At 69.2% G+C, this 20694-nt stretch carries 16 protein-coding genes and 3 pseudogenes; 9 read left to right on the forward strand and 10 right to left on the reverse strand.

The features are described from left to right. Positions 1 to 177 precede the first annotated feature (177 nt). From thpD to ectA, 4 genes are all read right to left on the reverse strand, one after another. Positions 178 to 1080 carry an ectoine hydroxylase gene (gene thpD, locus AB0O21_RS35795; RefSeq protein WP_365178613.1) on the reverse strand — a complete coding sequence of 301 codons (903 nt, stop codon included), beginning with the start codon at positions 1078 to 1080 and terminating at the stop codon, positions 178 to 180. Positions 1081 to 1118: 38 nt separating this feature from the next. Then, positions 1119 to 1523, reverse strand: a complete 405-nt coding sequence (locus AB0O21_RS35800; protein WP_365178615.1) for an ectoine synthase — start codon at positions 1521 to 1523, stop codon at positions 1119 to 1121. A gap of 35 nt (positions 1524 to 1558) precedes the next feature. Beyond that, positions 1559 to 2827: a diaminobutyrate--2-oxoglutarate transaminase gene (gene ectB / locus AB0O21_RS35805; protein ID WP_365178618.1), complete on the reverse strand. Its 1269-nt coding sequence runs from the start codon at positions 2825 to 2827 to the stop codon at positions 1559 to 1561. A gap of 111 nt (positions 2828 to 2938) precedes the next feature. Then, positions 2939 to 3508 carry a diaminobutyrate acetyltransferase gene (gene ectA / locus AB0O21_RS35810; RefSeq protein WP_365178620.1) on the reverse strand — a complete coding sequence of 190 codons (570 nt, stop codon included), beginning with the start codon at positions 3506 to 3508 and terminating at the stop codon, positions 2939 to 2941. Between the two features lie 1525 nt (positions 3509 to 5033). Between ectA and AB0O21_RS35815 the strand changes: the two genes are divergently transcribed. The 4 genes and pseudogenes from AB0O21_RS35815 to AB0O21_RS35830 form a co-directional block, all read left to right on the forward strand. Continuing rightward, on the forward strand, positions 5034 to 5159 hold the full coding sequence (locus tag AB0O21_RS35815; protein ID WP_365178623.1) for a hypothetical protein: 126 nt from the start codon (positions 5034 to 5036) through the stop codon (positions 5157 to 5159). Between the two features lie 108 nt (positions 5160 to 5267). Further along, a complete protein-coding gene (locus AB0O21_RS35820; protein ID WP_365178626.1) occupies positions 5268 to 6581 on the forward strand; it encodes an MFS transporter in 1314 nt (437 codons plus the stop codon). Further along, positions 6578 to 7810, forward strand: coding sequence for an anhydro-N-acetylmuramic acid kinase (locus AB0O21_RS35825; RefSeq protein WP_365178629.1), 1233 nt, complete (start codon positions 6578 to 6580; stop codon positions 7808 to 7810). The genes AB0O21_RS35820 and AB0O21_RS35825 overlap by 4 nt, the downstream gene beginning before the upstream one ends. Before the next feature lie 670 nt (positions 7811 to 8480). After that, positions 8481 to 8603: pseudogene (locus tag AB0O21_RS35830) on the forward strand (IS5/IS1182 family transposase); the annotation flags it as partial. A 146-nt stretch (positions 8604 to 8749) separates the two neighbouring features. Here AB0O21_RS35830 and AB0O21_RS35835 read toward each other — a convergent pair. Together AB0O21_RS35835 and AB0O21_RS35840 are read right to left on the reverse strand one after the other, a co-directional pair. Further along, positions 8750 to 9517, reverse strand: a complete 768-nt coding sequence (locus AB0O21_RS35835) for a hypothetical protein (RefSeq protein WP_365178632.1) — start codon at positions 9515 to 9517, stop codon at positions 8750 to 8752. A gap of 112 nt (positions 9518 to 9629) precedes the next feature. Further along, positions 9630 to 9932, reverse strand: coding sequence for a hypothetical protein (locus AB0O21_RS35840; RefSeq protein WP_365178635.1), 303 nt, complete (start codon positions 9930 to 9932; stop codon positions 9630 to 9632). A 462-nt stretch (positions 9933 to 10394) separates the two neighbouring features. On the opposite strand from AB0O21_RS35840, the gene AB0O21_RS35845 reads away from it, so the two are divergent. After that, positions 10395 to 11057, forward strand: coding sequence for a hypothetical protein (locus tag AB0O21_RS35845; protein ID WP_365178638.1), 663 nt, complete (start codon positions 10395 to 10397; stop codon positions 11055 to 11057). 223 nt (positions 11058 to 11280) lie between these two features. On the opposite strand, the gene AB0O21_RS35850 is transcribed toward AB0O21_RS35845, so the two are convergent. Further along, a complete protein-coding gene (locus AB0O21_RS35850; RefSeq protein ID WP_365178640.1) occupies positions 11281 to 11778 on the reverse strand; it encodes a hypothetical protein in 498 nt (165 codons plus the stop codon). A 712-nt stretch (positions 11779 to 12490) separates the two neighbouring features. Here AB0O21_RS35850 and AB0O21_RS35855 point away from each other — a divergent pair. After that, the gene (locus AB0O21_RS35855; RefSeq protein ID WP_365178643.1) at positions 12491 to 13150 is read left to right on the forward strand and encodes an ATP-binding protein; all 660 of its coding nucleotides are present in this window, start codon (positions 12491 to 12493) and stop codon (positions 13148 to 13150) included. Between the two features lie 19 nt (positions 13151 to 13169). Here the strand turns inward: AB0O21_RS35855 and AB0O21_RS35860 are convergent, their stop codons facing one another. Beyond that, positions 13170 to 13514, reverse strand: coding sequence for a hypothetical protein (locus AB0O21_RS35860; protein WP_365178645.1), 345 nt, complete (start codon positions 13512 to 13514; stop codon positions 13170 to 13172). A gap of 1047 nt (positions 13515 to 14561) precedes the next feature. Beyond that, a pseudogene (locus AB0O21_RS35865) lies at positions 14562 to 15323 on the reverse strand (collagenase); the annotation flags it as partial. A gap of 1145 nt (positions 15324 to 16468) precedes the next feature. Between AB0O21_RS35865 and AB0O21_RS35870 the strand changes: the two are divergent. From AB0O21_RS35870 to AB0O21_RS35880, 3 genes and pseudogenes are all read left to right on the forward strand, one after another. Next, a pseudogene (locus AB0O21_RS35870) lies at positions 16469 to 16786 on the forward strand (transposase); the annotation flags it as partial. Between the two features lie 55 nt (positions 16787 to 16841). Continuing rightward, positions 16842 to 17711 (forward strand): virginiamycin B lyase, encoded by an 870-nt coding sequence (locus tag AB0O21_RS35875; RefSeq protein ID WP_365178647.1) that lies wholly within the window; start codon positions 16842 to 16844, stop codon positions 17709 to 17711. Between the two features lie 201 nt (positions 17712 to 17912). Next, positions 17913 to 18137 (forward strand): hypothetical protein, encoded by a 225-nt coding sequence (locus tag AB0O21_RS35880; protein ID WP_365178650.1) that lies wholly within the window; start codon positions 17913 to 17915, stop codon positions 18135 to 18137. Between the two features lie 1279 nt (positions 18138 to 19416). Here the strand turns inward: AB0O21_RS35880 and AB0O21_RS35885 are convergent. Continuing rightward, positions 19417 to 20028: a hypothetical protein gene (locus AB0O21_RS35885; RefSeq protein ID WP_365178652.1), complete on the reverse strand. Its 612-nt coding sequence runs from the start codon at positions 20026 to 20028 to the stop codon at positions 19417 to 19419. Positions 20029 to 20694: the final 666 nt, after the last annotated feature.

Consider the following 20694-nt stretch of genomic DNA (forward strand, 5'->3'; position numbering starts at 1 on the left):
CCGCCTGCCGGCACCGGGCGGGCGCCCCATGAACGCCCGGGCACGGAGGCGAGCAACTCCGTACCCGGGCATGCAGTTGCCGACCGGCACAACCGAGAAGAAGGCAAAGAGCACCCGGTAGGGTGCGTTCGCCCGCCGGGCAGGTGCCCGGGCGGTGGCCCGGGCCGGCCGGTCACGTCAGCGCAGGGGTGTGAAGTCCTGCGATGCGATGTATCCGGGACGGCGCACGGGGGCGGCGAAGGGCTTCGCCGGGCGGTTCTCGACGCTGTTGAAGACGATGAACACGTTGCTGCGCGGGTACGGCGTGATGTTGTCACCCGAGCCGTGCATCGCGTTGGAGTCGAACCAGGTGGCCGAGCCCGCCTTGCCGGTGAAGAGCTTGATGCCGCAGGCCGAGGCGAACTTGGTCAAAGCTTCGTCCGACGGGGTGCCGGCATCCTGCATCTGGAGGGACTTCTTGTAGTTGTCCTTCGGTGTCGCACCGGCACAGCCCAGGAAGGTCCGGTGGGAGCCCGGCATGATCATCAGGCCGCCGTTGGTGGCGTAGTTCGGCGTCAGGGCGATGGACACCGACACGGTGCGCATGTGCGGCAGGCCGTCTTCCGCGTGCCAGGTCTCGAAGTCGGAGTGCCAGTAGAAGCCGCTGGCACCGAATCCGGGCTTGACGTTGATCCGGGACTGGTGCACGTATACCTCGGAGCCCAGAATCTGTCGTGCGCAGCCTACGAGGCGCGGATCTGCGGCGAGGGCCGCGAACACCTCGCTGATCCGGTGGACCTCGAAGACGGAGCGTACTTCCCGGGACTTCGGCTCCACGATGGACCGCTCGTCCGCCAGCGTCGAAGGGTCACGGAGGAGCCGGTCCATCTCGCCCCGATAGACGTCCACCTCGTCGGGCGTGATGAGTTCGTCGACGGACAGGAAGCCGTCGCGCTCGTAACTCTCCAGCTCGCGGGCCCACATCGGGCCGGGTGTGCCGGGCTCGGACCAGACGACGGGGTCCGCGCGGCCGGTGAGCACCTCCTTGGGGCCGCGGGTCGGATACAGGTCGTTCACAGTGCGGGTGGATGCGTGGGTCATGGCGGTGCCTGCCTCTCCTCTCTGTGCGTGTGCGTACGTCAGCTGTGGTCGGGTTCGGTGAGCAGCGGGTACACGCCGTTCTCGTCGTGGTCCTCCCGGCCGGTCACGGGCGGGTTGAAGACGCACAGGCAGCGGAAGTCCTGCTTCACGCGCAGCGTGTGCCGCTCATGGCCGTCGAGGAGGTACATGGTTCCCGGCGTGATCGTGTAGGTCCGGCCGGTTTCCTCGTCGGTGAGCTGGGCCTCCCCTTCCGTGCAGACCACAGCCTCCACGTGGTTCGCGTACCACATGGACGTCTCGGTGCCGGCGTACAGGACGGTCTCGTGCAGGGAGAAGCCGACCCGTTCCTTGGCCAGGACGATGCGCTTGCTCTCCCAGGTGCCGGATGCCGCCCTGACATGGCGGTCGGTTCCCTCGATGTCCCGGAACGATCGGACGATCATGGTGGTGCCCTTCGTGGTGTCTGGCGGTGTGCTGTTCAGGCGGCTTCGCGGACGGAGCGGGCGAGGATGTCGAGGCCCTCGTCGAGTTCGTCGGTGGTGACGGTGAGCGGGGGGAGCAGCTTCACGACCTCGCCCTCGGGGCCGGAGGTCTCGACGAGCAGCCCGTGTTCGAAGGCCCTGCGGCACACCTCCGCGGCTCGCTCCTTGTGGGTGAACTCGATGCCCCAGACCAGTCCGCGGCCCCGATGCGTCGCGCCCAGCCCGGCGTGTTCGGCACACAGCTCGCGCAGCACGCTCTCGACGCGCCGGCCCAGGATGAGGGTGCGCTCGCGCAGGATGCCGTCGCTCCAGTACGTCTCCAGGGCCGCGGTCGCGGTGACGAAGGCCGGGTTGTTGCCGCGGAAGGTGCCGTTGTGCTCGCCCGGCTCCCACAGGTCCAGTTCGGGCTTGAACAGGCACAGGGACATGGGCAGGCCGTAGCCGCTGATGGACTTGGACAGGGTGACGATGTCTGGCGTGATGCCGGCTTCCTCGAAGGAGAAGAACTCGCCGGTCCGGCCGCAGCCCATCTGGATGTCGTCGACGATCAGCAGCATGTCGCGGCGCCGACACAGGTCCGCGAGGGAGCGGAGCCATTCCGCCCGGGCCACGTTGATCCCGCCCTCGCCCTGGATCGTCTCGACGATGACCGCCGCCGGATGGTTGAGGCCGGAGCCCTGGTCCTCCAGCAGGCGCTCGAACCAGAGGAAGTCGGGGGTCCTGCCGCCGAGGTAGTTGTCGAAGGGCATCGGGGTGCCGTGGACCAGGGGGATACCGGCGCCGGCACGTTTGAAGGCGTTGCCCGTGACGGCGAGCGAGCCGAGGGACATGCCGTGGAAGGCGTTGGTGAAGGACACGACCGCCTCGCGGCCCTTGGCTTTGCGCGCGAGCTTCAGCGCTGCTTCGACGGCGTTGGTCCCGGTCGGCCCAGGGAACATCACTTTGTAGGGCAGGGCGCGGGGTTCGAGGACGCGGGACCGGAAGGTCTCCAGGAAGGCCCTCTTGGCGGTCGTCGACATGTCGAGCGCGTGCGTGATGCCGTCGCGCTCCAGGTAGTTGAGGAGGGCCCGCTTGAGGACGGGGTTGTTGTGGCCGTAGTTCAAGGACCCGGCGCCCGCGAAGAAGTCCAGGTAGCCGCGGCCGTGTTCGTCGTACAGCCGGCTTCCCGTGGCGCGCTCGAAGACGACGGGCCAGGCCCGGCAGTAGCTGCGGACCTCGGACTCCACGGTCTCGAAGACGGACGGGACCGGCTCGGTCATGGTCAAGGCAATTCTCCAGTGGGCGTGGGTGTGTGCGGTCTCGGGTGTACGGGGTGGTGGCCCGGACGGCCGCCGGCACGGCTCGCGCACGGCGGGAGCGCCGGACCGGGACCGGGGTCAGAAGTGGAGCGGCTCGATGCGGTGCAGGACCTCGGGGGCGTGCCCCGCGTCCGGGAAGTCCTCGGAGGCGAACAGCACTTCGCGCGTGACGGTGGCGCCGTGCCGTGCGGCGTACGAGGCGAACAACCGCTCCGACGCGTGGTTTCCGGGCGAGATGGTGGTCTCGAGGGACCTCAGCCCGTGTTCCGCCGCCACACGGGTGGAGAGCCCGTCGAGCAGGGCCCCGGCGATTCCCTGGCCGCGGACGGATTCGTCGACGGCGATCTGCCAGACGAGCAGGGTTCCGGGGCTCTTGGGCCGCATGTATCCGCTGACGAACCCGACGGCCCGCCCGGACGCGTCGCGGGCCACGGCGGACGTGCCGGCGAAGTCACGGCACCAGAGGAGGTAGCTGTAGGACGAGTTGAGGTCCAGAGTCCTGGAGTCGCGTGCCAGGCGCCACAGCAGAGGGCCGTCATCCGGGCGGGGGCGGTCGATGCGTGTGGCTGTGGTGGCTGTGGTGGCTTTGGTGGTCGTGGTGGTCGGGAGGGTCTTCCTGTATCGGGCCAGGTCTGCATGAGCAGTCATGCGGGCCGAAGTTACCCAGGGCGGGAGCAAAATGCATGGCCCCAAGGGGTTACGGAGCTTGGGTTATGTGTGATATATGCAGCCCCCTTGCTGAAGGTGGTGAGGAGTCAAAGATGGGCCCGGATTTCTGTGAAAAATGAGGACATTTTCCCCACATCCTCGGCTTCGTAACGAACAGATAACGCCTTTTGCTCTGTCTCATTTCTGCCACTTGAATGTGATGTCTTCCTCCGCCGGTCGAGGTTTCGTTCACAGCGGTGCGGTTATAGCGGCAGGGACCCCGCCCCCCGTGCAGACGAGCTCCGGCAGCCCACCGTGTGCACCGAACGGTGCAGCCGACTCCGACGACGACACCGTCCGGTGTACGCCGGATGTCGGCATCGGGACGACGCGGCCACCCCCGCCCCTCCGTAGGTTCTGGACCACCAGGACGACACAGAGGAGGACGGCACGGCAGCGACGAACACGGCTCCGGCAGCCGGAGTACAGGCTCCGCTCACCTTGATCGGCATCGGGGCCCTGACGATGAGTGCGATAGAGGTGCTCAACCCGGAGTATCACCTGGTGAGCGAGACCCTCAGCCGGTATGTACATGGCACGGCCGGCCGGCTGCTCCCGGCGGCATTGCCGACCGTCGCCGCCGCCTCTGCCGGCCTCGCGGTACGGCTGGGTACCGGGACCCGGCGGGCGCGTCGTGCCGCGCTCGCCGTGTGGACAGTCGGCACCCTCGCCGCGGCCCTCATTCCGCTGGGGCGTGACCACACGCGCAGACCAGGGGCGCCGGCCAGCTGCACGCCGTACGCCTGGACGCAGTGCACCGAGACAGGAACACGGCGGCGAAGACGGCAGCGGCAACCACGAGCGCCGGTGCGAGAGCGAGCCTGGCTTCCGGGCGGCGCAGAGCGGGCGGGCGTGCGACACGCTGCCCTCGTCTCGGAAAGCTGGGACCTGCTGGTTTGCCATCCCTTGTACTCGCCTGGGCGGCGGATGGCGGCCGACACGGCCGTAGCGACCTCGACTCCCCAATGGAGCGTCCGAAGCACGCCGCGGCGTGTGAGGCTCCAATCCCGACGAACGCCATCCGTCCCCGCCAGGCATCAGGGTGGGCCCGTGGGGAACCTGGACCCGAAGGCACGTCCTTCCGGCACCTGCGCGAGCCGTTCCATCAGCCCTGGCAAGGTGACAGCCCGAGCCCCCACGCACCGAGAAAGGAGGGCGGGTCGTCAAGGCATGAGGATCAGCGTTCAGCCTGGGAGAAACGGACTCATGCACTCCTACGCCTGGCCGGGTTCGGGCCGGCGGTCGCCACGGCAGCCGTGCCGGCCACAGGCCTGGCGGCCAACGCACAGGCTGCCACGGGAACGCTCCGGTACTTCGACACCCGCGGTCAGGCGATAGCGTCAATCCGCCGGACGACGTCCGCGTCGGAGGTGGTCCCCAGTCGGTCTGGTTCATCGGCTGGGTCGGCGGCGGCAAGAGCCTCCCTTCAAAGAGCGCCGCGCGTTCGAGGGCGGTGAGGATGGAGGTGGCTGAGCTGGACATGGTCACCTTCAACCAGCCATCGCAGTCGGCGGGCAGAGCCGAATCGACGGTGCCGGGCACGGCGGTCGCGCCCGGCGCGAGCACGACCGGGGTGCGGCCGATCCGCTGAAATCCGTCAGCTGCGCGCATCGCCAGGAGTCCGCCCGGGCAGCCAGCCACTGTGGCCCGTCCCGCTTCCCGCCCCAAGAGCCGGCCCGCGGTGCCCGCTGCGGCCTCTGTGTCCGTCCGTCCGCCTTCCGTCCGGCACGCCCTCCTCGCCGGGTCCATCGGCAACTTCGTGGAGTGGTACGAGTTCGGCGTCTACGGCTCCTTCGCCACCGTCCTCGCCGCCCGCTTCTTCACCCCGGATGGCGGCGACCGGGGCCAGGCGCTCATCGCGACCTACGCCGCCTTCGCCATCGCCTTCTTCTTCCGTCCCCTGGGCGCCCTGATCTTCGGCCGGCTCGCGGACCGGGCAGGCCGCCGCCTGGCGCTCGTCCTCGCCATCTGCCTGATGACGGGTGCGACCGCCCTGATCGGGGTGTTGCCCGCGTACTCCGCCGCAGGCGCCCTCGCACCATGGCTGCTCACGCTGCTGCGCTGCCTCCAAGGCCTGTCAGCCGGAGGCGAGTTCGGCGGCGCCGTGAGCCTGCTGACCGAGACCGCACCGGCCGGCCGGCGCGGCCGCCACGGCGCGTGGCAGTCGTTCACGGTCGCCCTCGGGCTCCTGGCGGGCGCGGGCCTCGCCGCCGCACTGGCGACCCTGCTCTCCGAGAGCGCCCTGTACGCGTGGGGCTGGCGGATTCCCTTCCTGCTGGCCCTGCCTCTGGGCGCCGTGGCCCTGTGGCTCCGTCTGCGCCTACCGGAAACCGCCCCACCGCCACGCCCGCCCGCGCCCGAACCCGGCGAACCCCGGGGGAGACCAGAGCGCCCCGCCCCAGCGGACGGCCCGGCTGTGGCGGAGATCCTGGGTACCGTCGTGCTCGGGGTCGGGCGGATCATGGGATGGTCCGCGGCCGGGTACACCTTCCTCGTCGTCCTGCCCTCCTACCTCCAGGCCACCCTCGGCACGACGTTCCGGCAGGCGCTGGCCGCCACCTTCGTCGCCAACCTCGGATTCGCCGCCGCGATCCTCCCCGCCGGCGCGCTCAGCGACCGGGTGGGCCGGCGGGCCGTCATGCTCGCCGGCAGCAGCCTCGTCGCCCTGACCGCCGTACCGCTCCTGCACCTGCTGCGCGCCCCCGGCACCTCCGTCGAGGCGAAAGCGGTACTGCTGGCGGCAGCCGGCGCGATGATCGGACTGCTGGCCGGGCCCGGCCCCGCCCTGCTCGCGGAGATGTTCCCGACCCGTGTGCGCAGCACCGGACTCGGCCTGGCCTACGCACTGTCCAACGCCGTCTTCTCCGGCTGCGCGGGCCTGATCGTCACCGCGCTCGTACGGCACACCGGCAACCCGGACGTCCCGGCGCTCTACGCGGCAGGCGCCTGCGCACTGGCCGTACCCGCCCTGCTCACCCTGCGCCCCGACGACCACCTGAGGCCCCTGAGATGACCCAGCACTCCGCACGGCCCACACCCCAGGCGACGCAGACCACCGTCATCGGCCTGATGTCCGGCACCTCCTGTGACGCCGTCGACGCCGCGGCCGCCCGCATCACGCGCGACGGCACCGCACTGCGCCTGACCCCGCTCGGCATGGTCAGCGAACCGTACGACGACGAGCTGCGCCACGCGCTTGCGGCGGCGCTCCCGCCCGGCCGCACCACCCTCGCCGACGTGTGCCGCCTCGACACCCGCATCGGGCAGGCCTTCGCCCGACTCGCCGTCCGGGCCTATCACGAGCTCTGCGCGGGGCGCGCCGAACTCGTCGCCTCCCACGGCCAGACCGTCTTCCACTGGGCCGACGCCGGCCGCGTGCACGGCACTCTGCAACTCGGGGAACCCGCGTGGATCGCGGAGGCGACCGGACTCCCCGTCGTCTCCGGCTTCCGGACCCGGGACGTCGCCGCCGGCGGGCAGGGCGCGCCCCTCGTCGGCCTGATCGACCGCATGCTGCTGCACGGACACCCGGGCGTCCCGGCCGCGCTGAACGTCGGAGGCATCGCCAACGCCACCGTCCTCACCCCCGACGGCACCCCGGCCGCCTTCGACTCCGGGCCCGGCAACGCCCTTCTCGACGCTGCCGCCCGCCACCTCACCGCCGGGCGGCTCGACCACGACACCGACGGCCGCCTGGCGGCCCGCGGCACCGTCCACCGGCCGCTGCTCGACCGGCTGCTCGCCGAGCCGTACTACGTGCTCCCCGCGCCCAAGACCACTGGCCGGGAGCTGTTCCACTCCGGCTATCTGAGGACGGCCCTGGACGCGGTCGGCCCGCTCCCCGCCCCCGACGTGCTCGCCACGCTCACCCGGCTCACCGCCCGTACGATCGCCGACGCGCTGCGCCCGTTCGGCGTCACGGAGGTACTGGCGTCCGGGGGCGGCACCCGCAACCCCGCCCTGATGACCGCACTCCGGCAGGAACTCGGCGCCTCGGTGCGGCTGCGCACCTCGGACGCGCTCGGCCTGCCCAGCGCCGCCAAGGAGGCGTACGCCTTCGCGGTACTCGGCTACCTCACCCTGCACGGCCTGCCGGGCACCCTGCCGCAATGCACGGGCGCGGCGGGCCCACGGGTCCTCGGCAGCATCACCCCGGGCCGTACCCCCCTCCGCCTGCCCGCCCCGTCGGCGCTGGCACCCCGCACCCTCACGGTCGACCCGCCGCCGGCCACTTCGCGTTGACGTCGGCCGCCTGGGCGCCCGGGCCGTGACCAGCAGGCCGACGACCAGGGCCGCCGGCAGCAGGGCGCCGGCCGCCCACCAGAGGGTGTCGGTGCAGCCGTGCATCAGCTCCTCGGAGTGGTAGTCCTCGGACGCTTTGAGCTGCTTGTTTCCTCGGTGGGAGGGCTGTTCGCCGCGGCTCGAGGACCGGAACCGCGGGTTGCCGGGGGAGGCCTGCGTCCGCGGCAAGGTGGTCGGCGGTCGGGAAGGTGCTGCTTTCGCCGGCCTCGATCAGGATGCGGGCTCCGGTCCTGGCGCCGACTGGCCGCGCGCAGTGAGTCGGTGGCGAGCTCGGCCAGTCGGTCGATCGGGGCTGACCGCCGCGGCAGCGGTCTGCGACAGTGGAAGTACGGCCCGTGAGCGTGCCCGGTCTCGCCATGGGCGACGAGACCCTACGCCGTAGAGGGTCTCGAATTTCCTGTTCGGAATCTTACGGCTGGGGCCGGATGGAAGTCGGGTCCGACGTCGCGCTCAGATGCGAAGGTCGCGTCTGTGCCCCGTGCGCGTTGGAACAATGACGCCTCGAAGGCCAAGCGGCCGCGCCGGGAACAGCCGGTCCGGCCGGCTGATTGCATCGACCGAGGGGCCGGCGCCGTACGGGACTGCGATGCCGCAAGGTCAGGTACACGATCCCGAACGGTCCGACCAGATCACCAACCGGGTCCGGCGAGGCGACCGCGGAGGCCGCCCGCCGGCGTTCGACCGCGAGGTCTACAAGCGCCGCAACGTCACGGAACGGTGCGCATCACTCCTGATGTGGGCGTGACGCTTCGATTCCAACCCCTAGCCGAATCCGTGCGGCCGATCGATGGCTGTCCGAGGCGGGAAGCGGGCGACGCCGAGGTGGTCCGAAACCGGTCCGGCGCAGCCGGTGCACCGTCAGGGCGTCGTCCTCGTCAGTCACTCCGCGCCGTCGGCCGCCGTACGGCCGCGTACGTCCACGCCGAGCGCGGCCAGTCGGCCGACGATGTGCGCGCCGAGCGCCTCCCGGCAAATTTTCAGGTACCGCAGTTCGGTTCTGGCCTGTTCGGCCACGTCCTCGGGAAGCGGGAGCCCGGCCTCGACGCACTGCGTCAAGGCGTGCGTCGCCGAGGACAGGGCGTGTCCGAGGCTGGTCGCGTCGATCCCGTGGCCGTTCGCTTCCAGCGCGCGCAGCATCGAGCCGTTCCGCATCAGCGTCCGGACGGCCCCGGCGTGCGCGAACCACAGGCCGTCGTGGAGCGCGTCGTCGAAGGCCTCGTTGACGGCGGCCCTGGCGGCGTGCCACGACTCGGAGAAGGCCACGGGGTCGACCGGCCGGCCGGCTTTCAGCTCGAAGTGGGTGTCGAGGAGGAGCAGGTGCCATGCGCGGGTGGTCGAACGCATCCGGTTCAGCCGTTCCGTCGTGGTCGTCTGACGGGTGCGGAGCTCTGCGGCACGCTCCCGCTCCTCGGTCGCCTGCCGGTCCAGTTCGGCCACCCGCAATTCGAACTGTCGCTGACGTTCGATGAGTTCATCTTCTCGGCGCTGCTGTACCCGCTCCCGCTCCTCCTGCCGCAGCAGCGCTTCGCGCCGCTCCGCGGCCTGCCGTCGGTGCAGCAGGAGCGGCCCGAGCACCGCGCCCCCCGCCCCGAAAACGGCCCCACCTACTGCCCCGATCAGCGCGTATATCGCTGCTGTGTCCGCCATGCCGCACATTCTGCCCGGTGAGGTCGAGGCGCCCACGACGAGGCATCATGAACTACGCCTGTGGCAAAAGCAGTTGCTGCGGCCTCGGGAGTCTTTGAGGTCCGGGCTCGCCTCATGAGGCGAGTTCTGTTTTCAGATCTTCGGCCTCTGCGCTGTTGCCAGTACCGGCCATGACCGACAGCGGGGGCGTCCAGGCGAGCGCGCAGGGACAGGCGAGATCAGTGCCGCCACCGGGGGGGAACAGAGCCAGGGTGAGCGCGGGAGCGGGCCCGACGGTGTGCCAGATCGCGAAGGAGGCGACAGGGATGGCGATGACGGCGGGGACGAAGCAGGCGGAGACTGCATCGGCCAGCCGCTGGATCGGGGTCTTTGACGCCTGTGCCTGCTGCACCAGGCGGATGATCTGGGCCGGCATCGTGTCGGTCCGGACCTTGCTCGCCCGTACCGGAGCGATCTGGTCGTGTTGACGGTGGCGCCGATGACCGTGTCTCTTCCCGCTTGGTGACCGGCATCGGCTCGTCGACCGCCGACGCCCCGGACAGCACCGAGGACAGGGAGGTCCGCCGGGCGAACCGGCTGCGCCGGGCACCGGCGCCGGCGAGCCACCCGACGGCGAACGTCCCGCGGCGCGGATCAGGACGAGGACGTACAGGGCTCCCGCCGTGAGCGCGATCTGATCCACGAGGCCTCGTCTCGACCTCCGGGCCGGAACCCGCGGCTGCCCGCCCGGGTCGCCACGCCAGGCAAGGCCCGGCTTAATCAAACGTACATACAGCAGATATGGGGCATGGGTAAGGCGGCGGTGACGCCAGGGGATGCGCCATCTCCATGTCGGGACAACGAGGACCCGGGTCAACGTCGACAAGAGCGGTGCCCGATGCTGGCAGGAACGATTCAGGCAAGCGTCTTCGAGGGGATGACCGACATGACCGACTACCTGCAGGCTGTCTGCACCATGCTCGGCCAAGCGGAGAACCGTTACGGCGATCCTGCTGCCTGGCTTCGCCTGGAGCGGGAGATCGGCAGAGGACTTCCCGCCGATTACAAGGCGATCGTCGATGCGTACGCACCTGTCCAACTCAACGGGCACCTCTTCCTTTCGTCCCACCCCGCCTGTGCGTGGCGGAACCTGGGCGAACAGATCCGGTCGGACGCGAAGGGCTGGGACGAGTGGCGGGAGTGGGAGTCCGAAGACCTGGAACCCGACGCTGATCCCCGTGTGATCTGCAACCGGCCGCAGATCACCTTCGGTTCTGCCGACGGCCTCATCCCCCTCGCCGACACGGACCAGGGAGCCGCCATCTTCGCGGCCTCAGAGGTCCATGGGTACCCCGATGGAATCGTGGTCCAGGGTGCGGAGGGTGACTGGGCCGGCCACCCCATGAGCTTCGCCGAGTGGCTGTACCGCTACCTGACCGGCGAAGAGATGGCCGGCTGGGGCAGCGCCGTCCTCCACACCGGTCCCACCCGCCTGGAATACCTCCCCACGGGACCTGGTGAACGGACCCGTGAGGTGCACGGCCCAGAACGCGACGTGTGAGATCCGCACCGAACAAGACGCAGGTGCGCCCCTGAGAGGGCGCCGCCCTTGGCCCGTCCAGCCAAGGGCGGGCGCGTGCAACGGCCCGAGGCGTTCACCGGGAAGCGCGCCGTGAGTGAGGAGCTGATGCGGACTGTTCGGCCCTGACGACCGAGTAATTGTCACGAGTTGTGGACGATGAGAGTCGTTGAGGCGGCGGGGCAGTGGACGGGGGCGTGTTCGGTCAGTCGGAAATCTCGAGATGCAGGATGGTGGCCCAGTCGCTGGTGACCAGCAGCAAGTCGCGCCACCATATGTAGCGCGTCGGGCCGTAGACGTCGGCGCAAGCTCGGACGGGCCCCAGATGTGCTTCGATGAGGTCGGCGACGCCATCGGCGAGTTCGCCTGCCTGCCGGATCTCAACCGGCGTGCGCAGGTTGGCGTCTGGCCACTTCTTGGCGGGCTGCATGTACCCGTCGGTCACCTCTCGGCGGAGGACGTCCCGCCAGGCGTGCGGTGACTCGAACGGGTGGACCTCCGTTCCTATCTGGTGTCCACTGGCCCCCGCGTCGTACACGGCTTGAGCGAGACCCTTCATCCAGTCATGACCGGGTGACGTCCCAGCCACTGGGACTACATGGAGCAGCTCTATGTACGACACATGGTTGCAGTCGTCGAGCAGCTCCTCGAGCGGTTCAGCTGCGGCTTCCACCGCGTCGGGAGCGTCGAGTGGGTTCGGCATGGGGGCGTCTGGGTCCTCTGTGCGTCTGCGGTTCGGCCTCAGTGTGTCAGCTGAGCACGTTCATGCTGCGAGGTTTATGGGGCACACCTTCCCGACCCGCGCTGCAACGCGGGCCTACTCGGTTCCCAAGAACGGATCATTACGCCGGGCATCAGCCCGGGACGGGGCCCGGATGAGCCAGGCGACAGCAAGGCGCCTACCTGCCCTTCTCACCCCCCTTCCGGGCGTTCGGCATCCGCGAGGAGGCGTACGGCCGACCCGGCGGCAGGTTCCGGGCCCGGGGGTACATCACGCAGGGAGTCACGCCCGAGGACGCGACGGGCGTCGAGGCCTACGTGCTGAGCACCACGGTCATCGAGACGGGCGGCACCGGATACCTCTCCGTGGCGCCCAGCCCCTACCCACCGCCGACGGAAGGCGGGAGCGCCGCGCCCCATCGGGCCGCGCCCCGGCTCCTCCAACGTCAACTGGACATCCGGCGCGACCGTCCCGAACCAGGTGCAGGCGAGCGACGGCGACCACGGCGTCATCGCCTTCTGGAACCAGGGCCATGAGGACGCCGACCCGGTGCTCGGCGTCTTCGGCGTCCACCAGTCCAAGTGATCCCCAGGGGCGGCGCGCACCGCCGGGCCGCCCCCGGGTCCCGGGTCGTCACGACGTTCAGCCAGGGGAGTGACCTCAAGGCCGTGGTCACCAGGGGGATACTTGTCCGATGGACGTACAGAGGGCTTCCTGGGTTAACACGACGCATGATTGGTCCGGCTCTGTTGATGCGGATCATCTGGCGCATATCCGGCAGAGTCCCGAGGAGTTCGCTCCGGATGGACCGTGGCACCTCGTCCTTGAGGTTCTCGCCTACGCCGTCGACGAAGCGTCAAGCACGGGCGGGGGACGCTGCGTCGTCGTTCTCCATCCCGACGGCTCCGTGTCCGTCCGGGATGACGGACGGGGCACTGACACCCGCGTGGACGAGCACGGCCGGAGCGTGAAGAAGCCGGTCATGGCTACGAAGGATCTCCGGTTCTTTGATTTCCCGCAGGCCGAGGTGCTGCCTGACGGCCATCCTCGGCGCGGCATGTCCGTGGTTGCGGCGCTCAGTGAGTGGCTCGCCCATACCAACCGCCGCCTCGAAGGGGCCTGGACTCAGCGTTACGAACACGGCGTACCCGTCACCGATCTCGAGCGCGTTGAGGTCGACGGCACGACCGGGACGCTGGTCCATTTCAGGCCGGACACGTCGTTGGGTCCGGTGACCCTGCCGGCGGTCGGCGACCTTTCGAGCCTGACGACGGCCTGGCCACATCTCGAAATTCAGGTCGATGACCGGCGCCTCAACGAGGTCGTGCCACAGTCGGGCACGCCGTCGCCCTGACCGCAGCCCCGTTGTGCGATCAGTCCAGGAGTGTCCGCACCTGGTGGTGACCGGCTTCACCGCGGGACCAGACACGGGCCAGGCGGCGCGGGTGCTCGCGATCCCAGGTGTCGTAGCCCATGACGGCAACGGTGTCTGACAGCCGCCACCGCGAGGAACCCCATGAGGCTTCGGGCACTTCCACCAGGCCGTCGAGGAGCGCGATGGCCGAGGCGGTAAAACTACCCGCGGGCCATGGCTTCCACGTCGCGACGGCGTCGGTGAGGGCATGTGATTCGATCAAGTGCGGGAGGGACGGGGCGGTGCGGAGGTAGGGGCTGCTGCCGTCGACGTCTGTGCCCACACTGCCGTCGGTGTGGATCAAGTCCCGGCACGGTTTTGACACACGTTCGCCGGTCCATTCGAAGTACCAGCCCCCTCTACGATGCTGATCCGCAGGGGGCTGGGCTGGCTCGAAAGCTCCGGCTCTCGACGAAGGCGCCCGGCGGTCGTGACCACGGCGGCAACGTGGACGTCCTTGTGCGTGTCGACACCCAGCACGATGTCGGGGCTGCCTTGGTCCCGCGGGGTGGGCTGGGTCATCCTGGTCACGGTCACATGTCTCCTGCAGCCATGGGAAGCGGGGCGGCCATCGCTGGATCAGTCGGGGCGGTCAGGACTGTGACGGTGCCTCGCGCGAAGGCCCCTATCGGGACACGCCCGCCGTCCAGCGGCAGCGAGTTCCGCCCCAGACAGTGGCCGACAGATCAAACGCAAGGCATCAGGGGCAGTCGTAACGCGGGTCAGGCCACCACCCGGAGTGGCACCCAAACATCCTCACAGTCGTAGCGGGTGGCCACCGCGCGGGCCGGCAGTAACGAGCAAGGACAGCGGTGGCAGCGTCCGTCAGCGCTCAGATGGATCTTGCTCGTGAAGCTGCCCCGCGAACGGCCCAGGCCCTCACCTCCCGGACCACCTCCGCCAGCCGGTCTGCCACAGCCCTGCAACGCCCGGGCTGGACCTGCCACGGGGTGCTGCGCCCGGGACTGGGCCCGGTCGAGGTACTCGCGCTTCACGTGGCCGACCCCGGCTTCCAGCGGCCCTGTTGCGTCGGGTCACCGTCCGCATTCGCGATCTGCTGGGCGCCCCCGCGGCGCGGGCCGTGCGAGGTGATCAGGTGCCAGGCGGGGCAGGCTGGCCAGATAGGCGCGGTGGCGGACGCAGTCGTTGAGGGTGTCGCCGGTGACGTGGTCGCCGCGCGCGCGGCGACCACGGCCGGTTCTGGAGCCTGCCCTTCGAGTTGCTGTATTGGCTCACGCATGGTGACGAGATCCCGTCCGATCGAAAGATCGAACGGGGCCTTCGTCGTTTCAGGGGTTGTGATGCTTGTTCGGGGGAGTCCGGCCGTAAGGGGCGTGCGTACGGGTCAGGCGCCCGCTGCCACGGCTGTCAGCCAGGCGTTCCAGTCGCTCTCATAGTCCAGCGAGGTGAGGAAGGAACGGGCGGCGGTCCAGTCTCCTGTGCGGTAGTAGCCGAGGACGGTGCTGACGTCGGCCGGGTGCTTCTCGACCATGTAGCGGGCGGCAAGGTAGCCCCAGTTGTAGGTGCGGCTGACGTCGCTGTTGGCGTAGGTGGTGTCGAACAGCGTCCGCAGGGAGTACGTGTGCTTGCCGGCCTCGGCGAGCGCGCTGGCGTAGGTGACGCCGCGGTAGGAGTAGGAGATGTACTCCGCGATGCCCTCGCCCCACCACACGGTGGGGGTGGTCTGGCTGGCGTTGAAGTCGCCGTGCAGGTTGAAGCGGCCGTCGAGGTAGTGGGTGTACTCGTGGTTGAGGTTCCAGATCTGCCAGCCGGGGCTCACATCGGTGCGCTCGTAGCATATGAACCGCGCCTGGTTGCCAGTCTTGGAGGGGTCTCCCTCCAGGTACATGCCGCCGTTGTTGGTGTCGATGCCGTAGATCTTCCTCGCGTAGGCCTTGTAGTCGGCGCTGGAGTTGAAGACGTCGACCTCCAGGGTTGTGTTGTAGTCGTTCGCGACCGGCCCGGAGTCATTGACCACGCCGTGGAAGTAGGCGTCCTGGTTGGCCAGGCTCGTGCACGTCGCCGTCAGCTGGGCAGCGGTCATCTCCTGGGCGCGGATCCGCAGCGTGGGGCTGCAGTTGTGGACGATCGGCAGGATGCGCGACTCCAGTCTGCCGAAGGTGGTCCCGGTCTCGCCGGGAGCGCCATTGGCATTGCCGTGGGCCGGGCGCTGGCCAGGGTCAGCGAAGACGTGGTCCGGCTTCGGATCGCCCTGAGAGGTCTGGGAGGCCTGGGCGGGGGAGGCTGCGATGGCGGCTATGAGCAGGGTGGTGGCGAGGGCCATGGCGCGCAAAGTTCACTCCTGGGGATGGGAGTTGAGGTCCCGTCGGCGACGGGCTGCGCTGTAAAATGGCACATGTCATATTGCTTTTCAATGATTTTGACAGGAGCGCATCAACACCCAGTGCGGTGCCAGGATCTGGTCCGAGATGCTCATGGGCCCCGCACGTCTCGGCGGAAGCCGCCCGCACCACGTTTGCACCCGCGATCCTCCACTGGCACAGGTGCCTTTGCGGGTCAGCAGCACATGCGGACCGGGACGGACGTGCCGCCTTCTCTGCCGCCGGTGGGAGTGGACATCCCTTGCCGCATGTACGCCGCCAACGTGCTGCTCGAGTTGGACCCTGTGGGAGCCCTCTCGCTCGGCTTCGAGGGGCGGCATCAGCCTCATTGTGCGGACGGGCAGCCAGGACGAAATGGTCATGGAGGTTTACGGGTTCAGATCGGAGGCGGACGCGCGCCCGTCCACCCCGACAGCGGTACCACCGTTGTTCTTGCGATGCCGGACGCGACGTCGACTCCGCTCAGCGTCCTGACGTCAGCCGGGGTGCTGTTCGTCGGGCTGTCTCTCGCTGTGTCGTCCATCGACAAGGCCACGGGCGTTGAGACCGTCCTTGGGTCCACGACCCGGCGAAGTACGCCACGCTGACGTCGGCGGACGCGAGCGGCAACCAGGCGCCGGTCAAGGCGTTCCCTCCGGTCAACCAGCCATGTGTGCTGCTGGAGCCGGTCACGCTGTACGCGGCCGGTGGTCGCTGCCCCGGGTTCGGAAGTCATCGGCACGCTGCAGCATTCAACGCGATCGTCAACCAGTCGGCGTAACGGTCGGCCCGGAGACGGCACGGTGAACGTCGCGCGGCAGACGAGTCCGTTGTGCGCCACCAGCAGCTCACGCCACGTCTACCTGGGCTGCTGGTGATCTGAGCGCGGGTTGATCGGCCCGCTCCTGCCCGAGTCCTTCAAGGGGGAGGAGGGGGGCGGAAGCGGTCGGACGACCGGAAGGTGCTCGACGGGGAACGTGTGGAGTTCCGCACCGGTACGGCCTGGTGGGGTGTGCCTGAGCGGTACGGACCATGGACCATCCTGCACATCCGATTCCGCCGGCGGGCCAAGGGCGGCACGTCCGAGCGGGCGCTTCGAGCTGCGCGGGCCGAGGCGGGGTGGCCTTCTGACGTGCCGGATGTGCCTGACGTGCCTGGTGCGCCGCCGGGGGATTTTCGTATCCCCGGCCGACTACGGCAGTCGGCTGGTCTACGGCCGACCCGGTGGCGCGGGCCGGGCGGGTCCCGACCCTGAGCTGATAAGCCATCACCTGTCGCCTTCCCGCCGCTCACCGTAAAGGGGCTGGTCCATGCCGGGCACGCCTACGATCCGACGACGGCTCAACCGCCTGTTCACCGTCTCCCTGGGAGCGCTGCTCGCGGTCGTGATGCAGGCCGCTCTCACCCGGGCCGACGTGGGGGATGTGACGGAGTACCCGATCACGACCCCTGACAGCTTCCCCGCCGGGATCACGGCGGGACCGGACCGGGCGCTGTGGTTCACCGAGTCCAATGCCGGCAAGGTCGGGCGCATCACGACCGGCGGCGCCATGACCGAGTTCGCCCTACCCACCGAGTCGAGCTTCCCCTTCGACATCACGCAGGGCCCCGACCGTGCCCTGTGGTTCACCGAGGGCGCTGCCGACAAGATCGGGCGGATCACGACCGAGGGCGCGGTCACGGAGTTCCCCCTGCCCGTTGCGGGCAGCTTTCCCACGGGCATCACACTCGGTGCCGACCGCGCCCTGTGGTTCACGGAGAACGGTACGAACAAGATCGGGCGGATCACCCGGTCGGGCACCATCACGATCTTCCCCCGGCCGAACCCGGGCGGAGGTGCCGACGGCATGACCCGCGGGCCCGACGGGAACATGTGGTACGCCGACCAGCTCGGCCACGTCGGGCGGATCACCCCGACGGGGGAGATCACCGAGTTCCCGGTGCCGGGCGGTGCGGACAAGGTGCCCTTCAACATGGCGACCGGGCCTGACCGGAACCTCTGGTTCACCGAACTCATCGGCAACGCCATCGGCCGTGTGGAAGCCCTCCCGGGCCGAGGGGTCGGCCCGGACGCCGCTGCTCCGCAGCCCTCCCCGAAGGGTCCGCGCCCCGAGCGCCCCCGCCGCTTGCTGCCCTGCAGCACAGGGACACCCCTGGGGACGGCCTCGTTCTGCCGCTGACGACACATCCCGGCCCGGCCCCCAGAACGGTGGCCTCAACTGGTCTTGGTGGCGGGGCGTCGGGGTCGTGATACGCCGCCGGTCGACTGCGCGATCGCGGGGTTGTCGACGTCGTCTTCCAGGACCTTCGCCCCGGAGGCCGTGCAGGTCAGGGTGGGAGGGCTATAGGTGCTCCGGCCGAGCAAGCGTCTTGGGGCGGATGTGTTCATCCACGTCTGCGCCGCGTTCGGCAGCGACGCACGCACGGAACGCGTACTCGCCCGGCTGCTCGACGGCGGCGCGGCATGGATGAGCGGCTCCATTGGGCACGGCCGCTGCGCCATGGGCGTCCCGGTCAGCAACTGGTCAACGACCAACGAGTCCGAAGCGAGGCCGGCGAGTCAGGCGGCGATGCCGCCGCAACTCCCGGGCGAGGTTGCGCCGTAGACAAGAAATGCTCGCCCCCTCCTGGGAGGGGGCGAGCATTGACTCACGACGTCAGGTTAAGCAACTCCGCCAGTCTTCGTTCGGCAGAAGGAATCCACGTTATCCTTCCTCAAGCAGACAGTGAGCGTTACGCGCTGCCCTTCCGGAATGTCAATGGATCCCGAATTGCAAGTGCCGGAGCCTCCATTAGCGACGACCGTCTTCCAGAGCGGACCATCCCAACGGCGCAGATAAGCCACTGCCGCGTACCCATCTACCTGCGCATCGCAGACCTGGGTCAGATCGCCATTGGCTAAGAATGAGCCCACACCACCCGGAGCCCAATCTGTGGTGTATACCTCAGTTATATTCGTCCCTGCCCACGCGTTCCCGCTCGACAGCATGAGCAGACTCGCCGCCATCGCACCAGTGAGAGCGAATTTACGCTTCATCATTTCCCCCACAGTAGAAGACGCGGAGTGCCCGGCGCCTTTCGCCACGCTATGGGCGGAAAGCCACTTGGCCCAGGGTCCGCACGCGCCAGCCAGGGGACCCCGCGCGCCAAATGGGGGGACCTCCACACCATCCCGGGGGTCCCTCGCGGTCGCCCCCACGCAGCGGCGGGGAACGGGGCTGCGGCGGCCCACTCGGCCACCAGGCCGGAGGGGGTCGCTTCCTTTGCCCCGCGGGGGCGGGCCCCGGCGCGAAGCGCCTAAAAGGGGCCCGGGAGCGAAGCGACCTGCCCGAAGGGCACATAGGGGGCGGGCCAGCCAGGGCTTCGGCGTAGTCGCGTGACGTCCGGTTCGTGATCACCGAGGCCGAGGAGTGCGAGGGGACGGCAAGGGTCGCGGGCGTTGCGGCGGAGGCCGGCCGCGGTGTTCTTCGCTCCGGCCGTGCGGAGGTCTCCGATGGCGAGGTTGCGCCAGGTGGCCATCGCGCGGGGCGCGTTGCCGGTCCGCACCTGTGAGGTGTCTGACAAATCCGTTAGTGATCACTGGGTGGGTCTGGGCGAGTGTGGCGCTGACCTGGGGGGCCAGTGATCGTTTCGGGATTTGCAGCTGTGGTGTGTGGTTTCTGAGCTGGGGTTTTTGTGGCGTTGTGGTAGCCGGAGAAGTTTTTCACGTGCGGTCTTGAAGAGTGTTTTGTCCCGGCGGGGGTGTTTGGTAAGTCGCGCGGTGTCAGCGGGTTGGGGCCACGCACGGAGGCGTGTGAGGATCCGCCCGTGGAGTGCCATGTGTGTGGACGTGCGATGTGGCGATGGCCGACGCTGCCTGTGCAACGGCAGGCCCGCTCGGACCGGCTATCCGGCTTCGGGCCGAGCGGCAGCCGATGCGTGGTTCGCTCGGCGGCGTCGGTAGTACGCGACGGTGAGGATCGCCAGGAGCGGGCCCCAGGCGAGGAGCGGGGCGTACGCCGTCCACAGCGCCCAGGCGGCCGGACCGCTGGTAGGGGAACCGTCGCCGTTCTCGTTCATCGGCTCCACGAAACCGAATATCTGGTTCAGCACGGCGTACGCGCAGAACATCATGATCAGCGTTGCCCCGAGTGCGGCCGGAATGACCACCGCCGGGATCGGGATCCGTCTACCGTGCAGCCCCGGCACCCAAGGCGGGACGACTTCGCCCCACGGCCTCACCAGCCCGAGGGCGAGCAGGGCGAGTCCTTCGGAGACCACGGACAGCCCGATCACATATGGGCGTTCCCACACCGCCCAGTGGTAGTCCGCGTCGTAGCCGGCCAGGCCAAGCACCAGCGCGACACGCCATAACCCAGACGGCAGGACACACAGCGGGATGGCATGGGCCACCCGGACCGCCCAGCGGGGAACGGGCTCGACGGGCTTGCGGCCGGCCGGTGCGCCGACTGACATCTCGGCGGCTGTTGCTGCTGTGTCCCTGGCATGCGTGGTCATATGTGTCCTCCCCGGCGAGATCCGACGTTGTCGATCTTCGCGTGCGGGGTGGGTACTCAGCGTCCGCCGTCAGGTTGAGCCGATGGGCGACGACAGGGTGACACCGCGATCCTTTGACGACATGGGATCGGGGTCGGATAGCTTGGTTGATGCCGAGGGTGGTGCGGGTGTGTGGACGATCACGTAATTCGGCTCTGTCGGTGATCTTGTGATGTCGCAGGGCGGAGCTGGGCAGTCTCCGTGTGTGCGGTTCAGGGGTGTTGGGGCGGTCCTTGCCGCATCTGTCCGGAGTTGTCATCGAGTCGATCAAGCGAACGGCTGGGTCATCACGCTCCGCGTAGGCTGTGAGACGTTGCCGGTGAGATGCCCGGGTTGCGGTATGCCGTCGTGGCGGGTGCACGGCCGGTACGTCCGCCGCCCAGTCGACGTCCTGCCCGGCCGGGACGCTGAGCCGCTGGCCGCATGGCTTCGACGGCACCCGGAGGTGGAGGTGATCTGCCGGCACCGGGCCGACGCCTACGCGGAGGGGGCCCGAAACGGTGCCCCGCAGGCGATGCAGGTCGCCGATGCCTGGCAGTGCGCCATGAGGCGCCTTGTCGTATCCCCGGTTTCAGCCGGGAGGAATTTGGAGGGATATTCCTGGGTCTGATGGCTTACCCAATCCGG

The organism is Streptomyces sp. NPDC091371 (assembly GCF_040684275.1).
Taxonomy (GTDB): Bacteria; Actinomycetota; Actinomycetes; order Streptomycetales; family Streptomycetaceae; genus Streptomyces.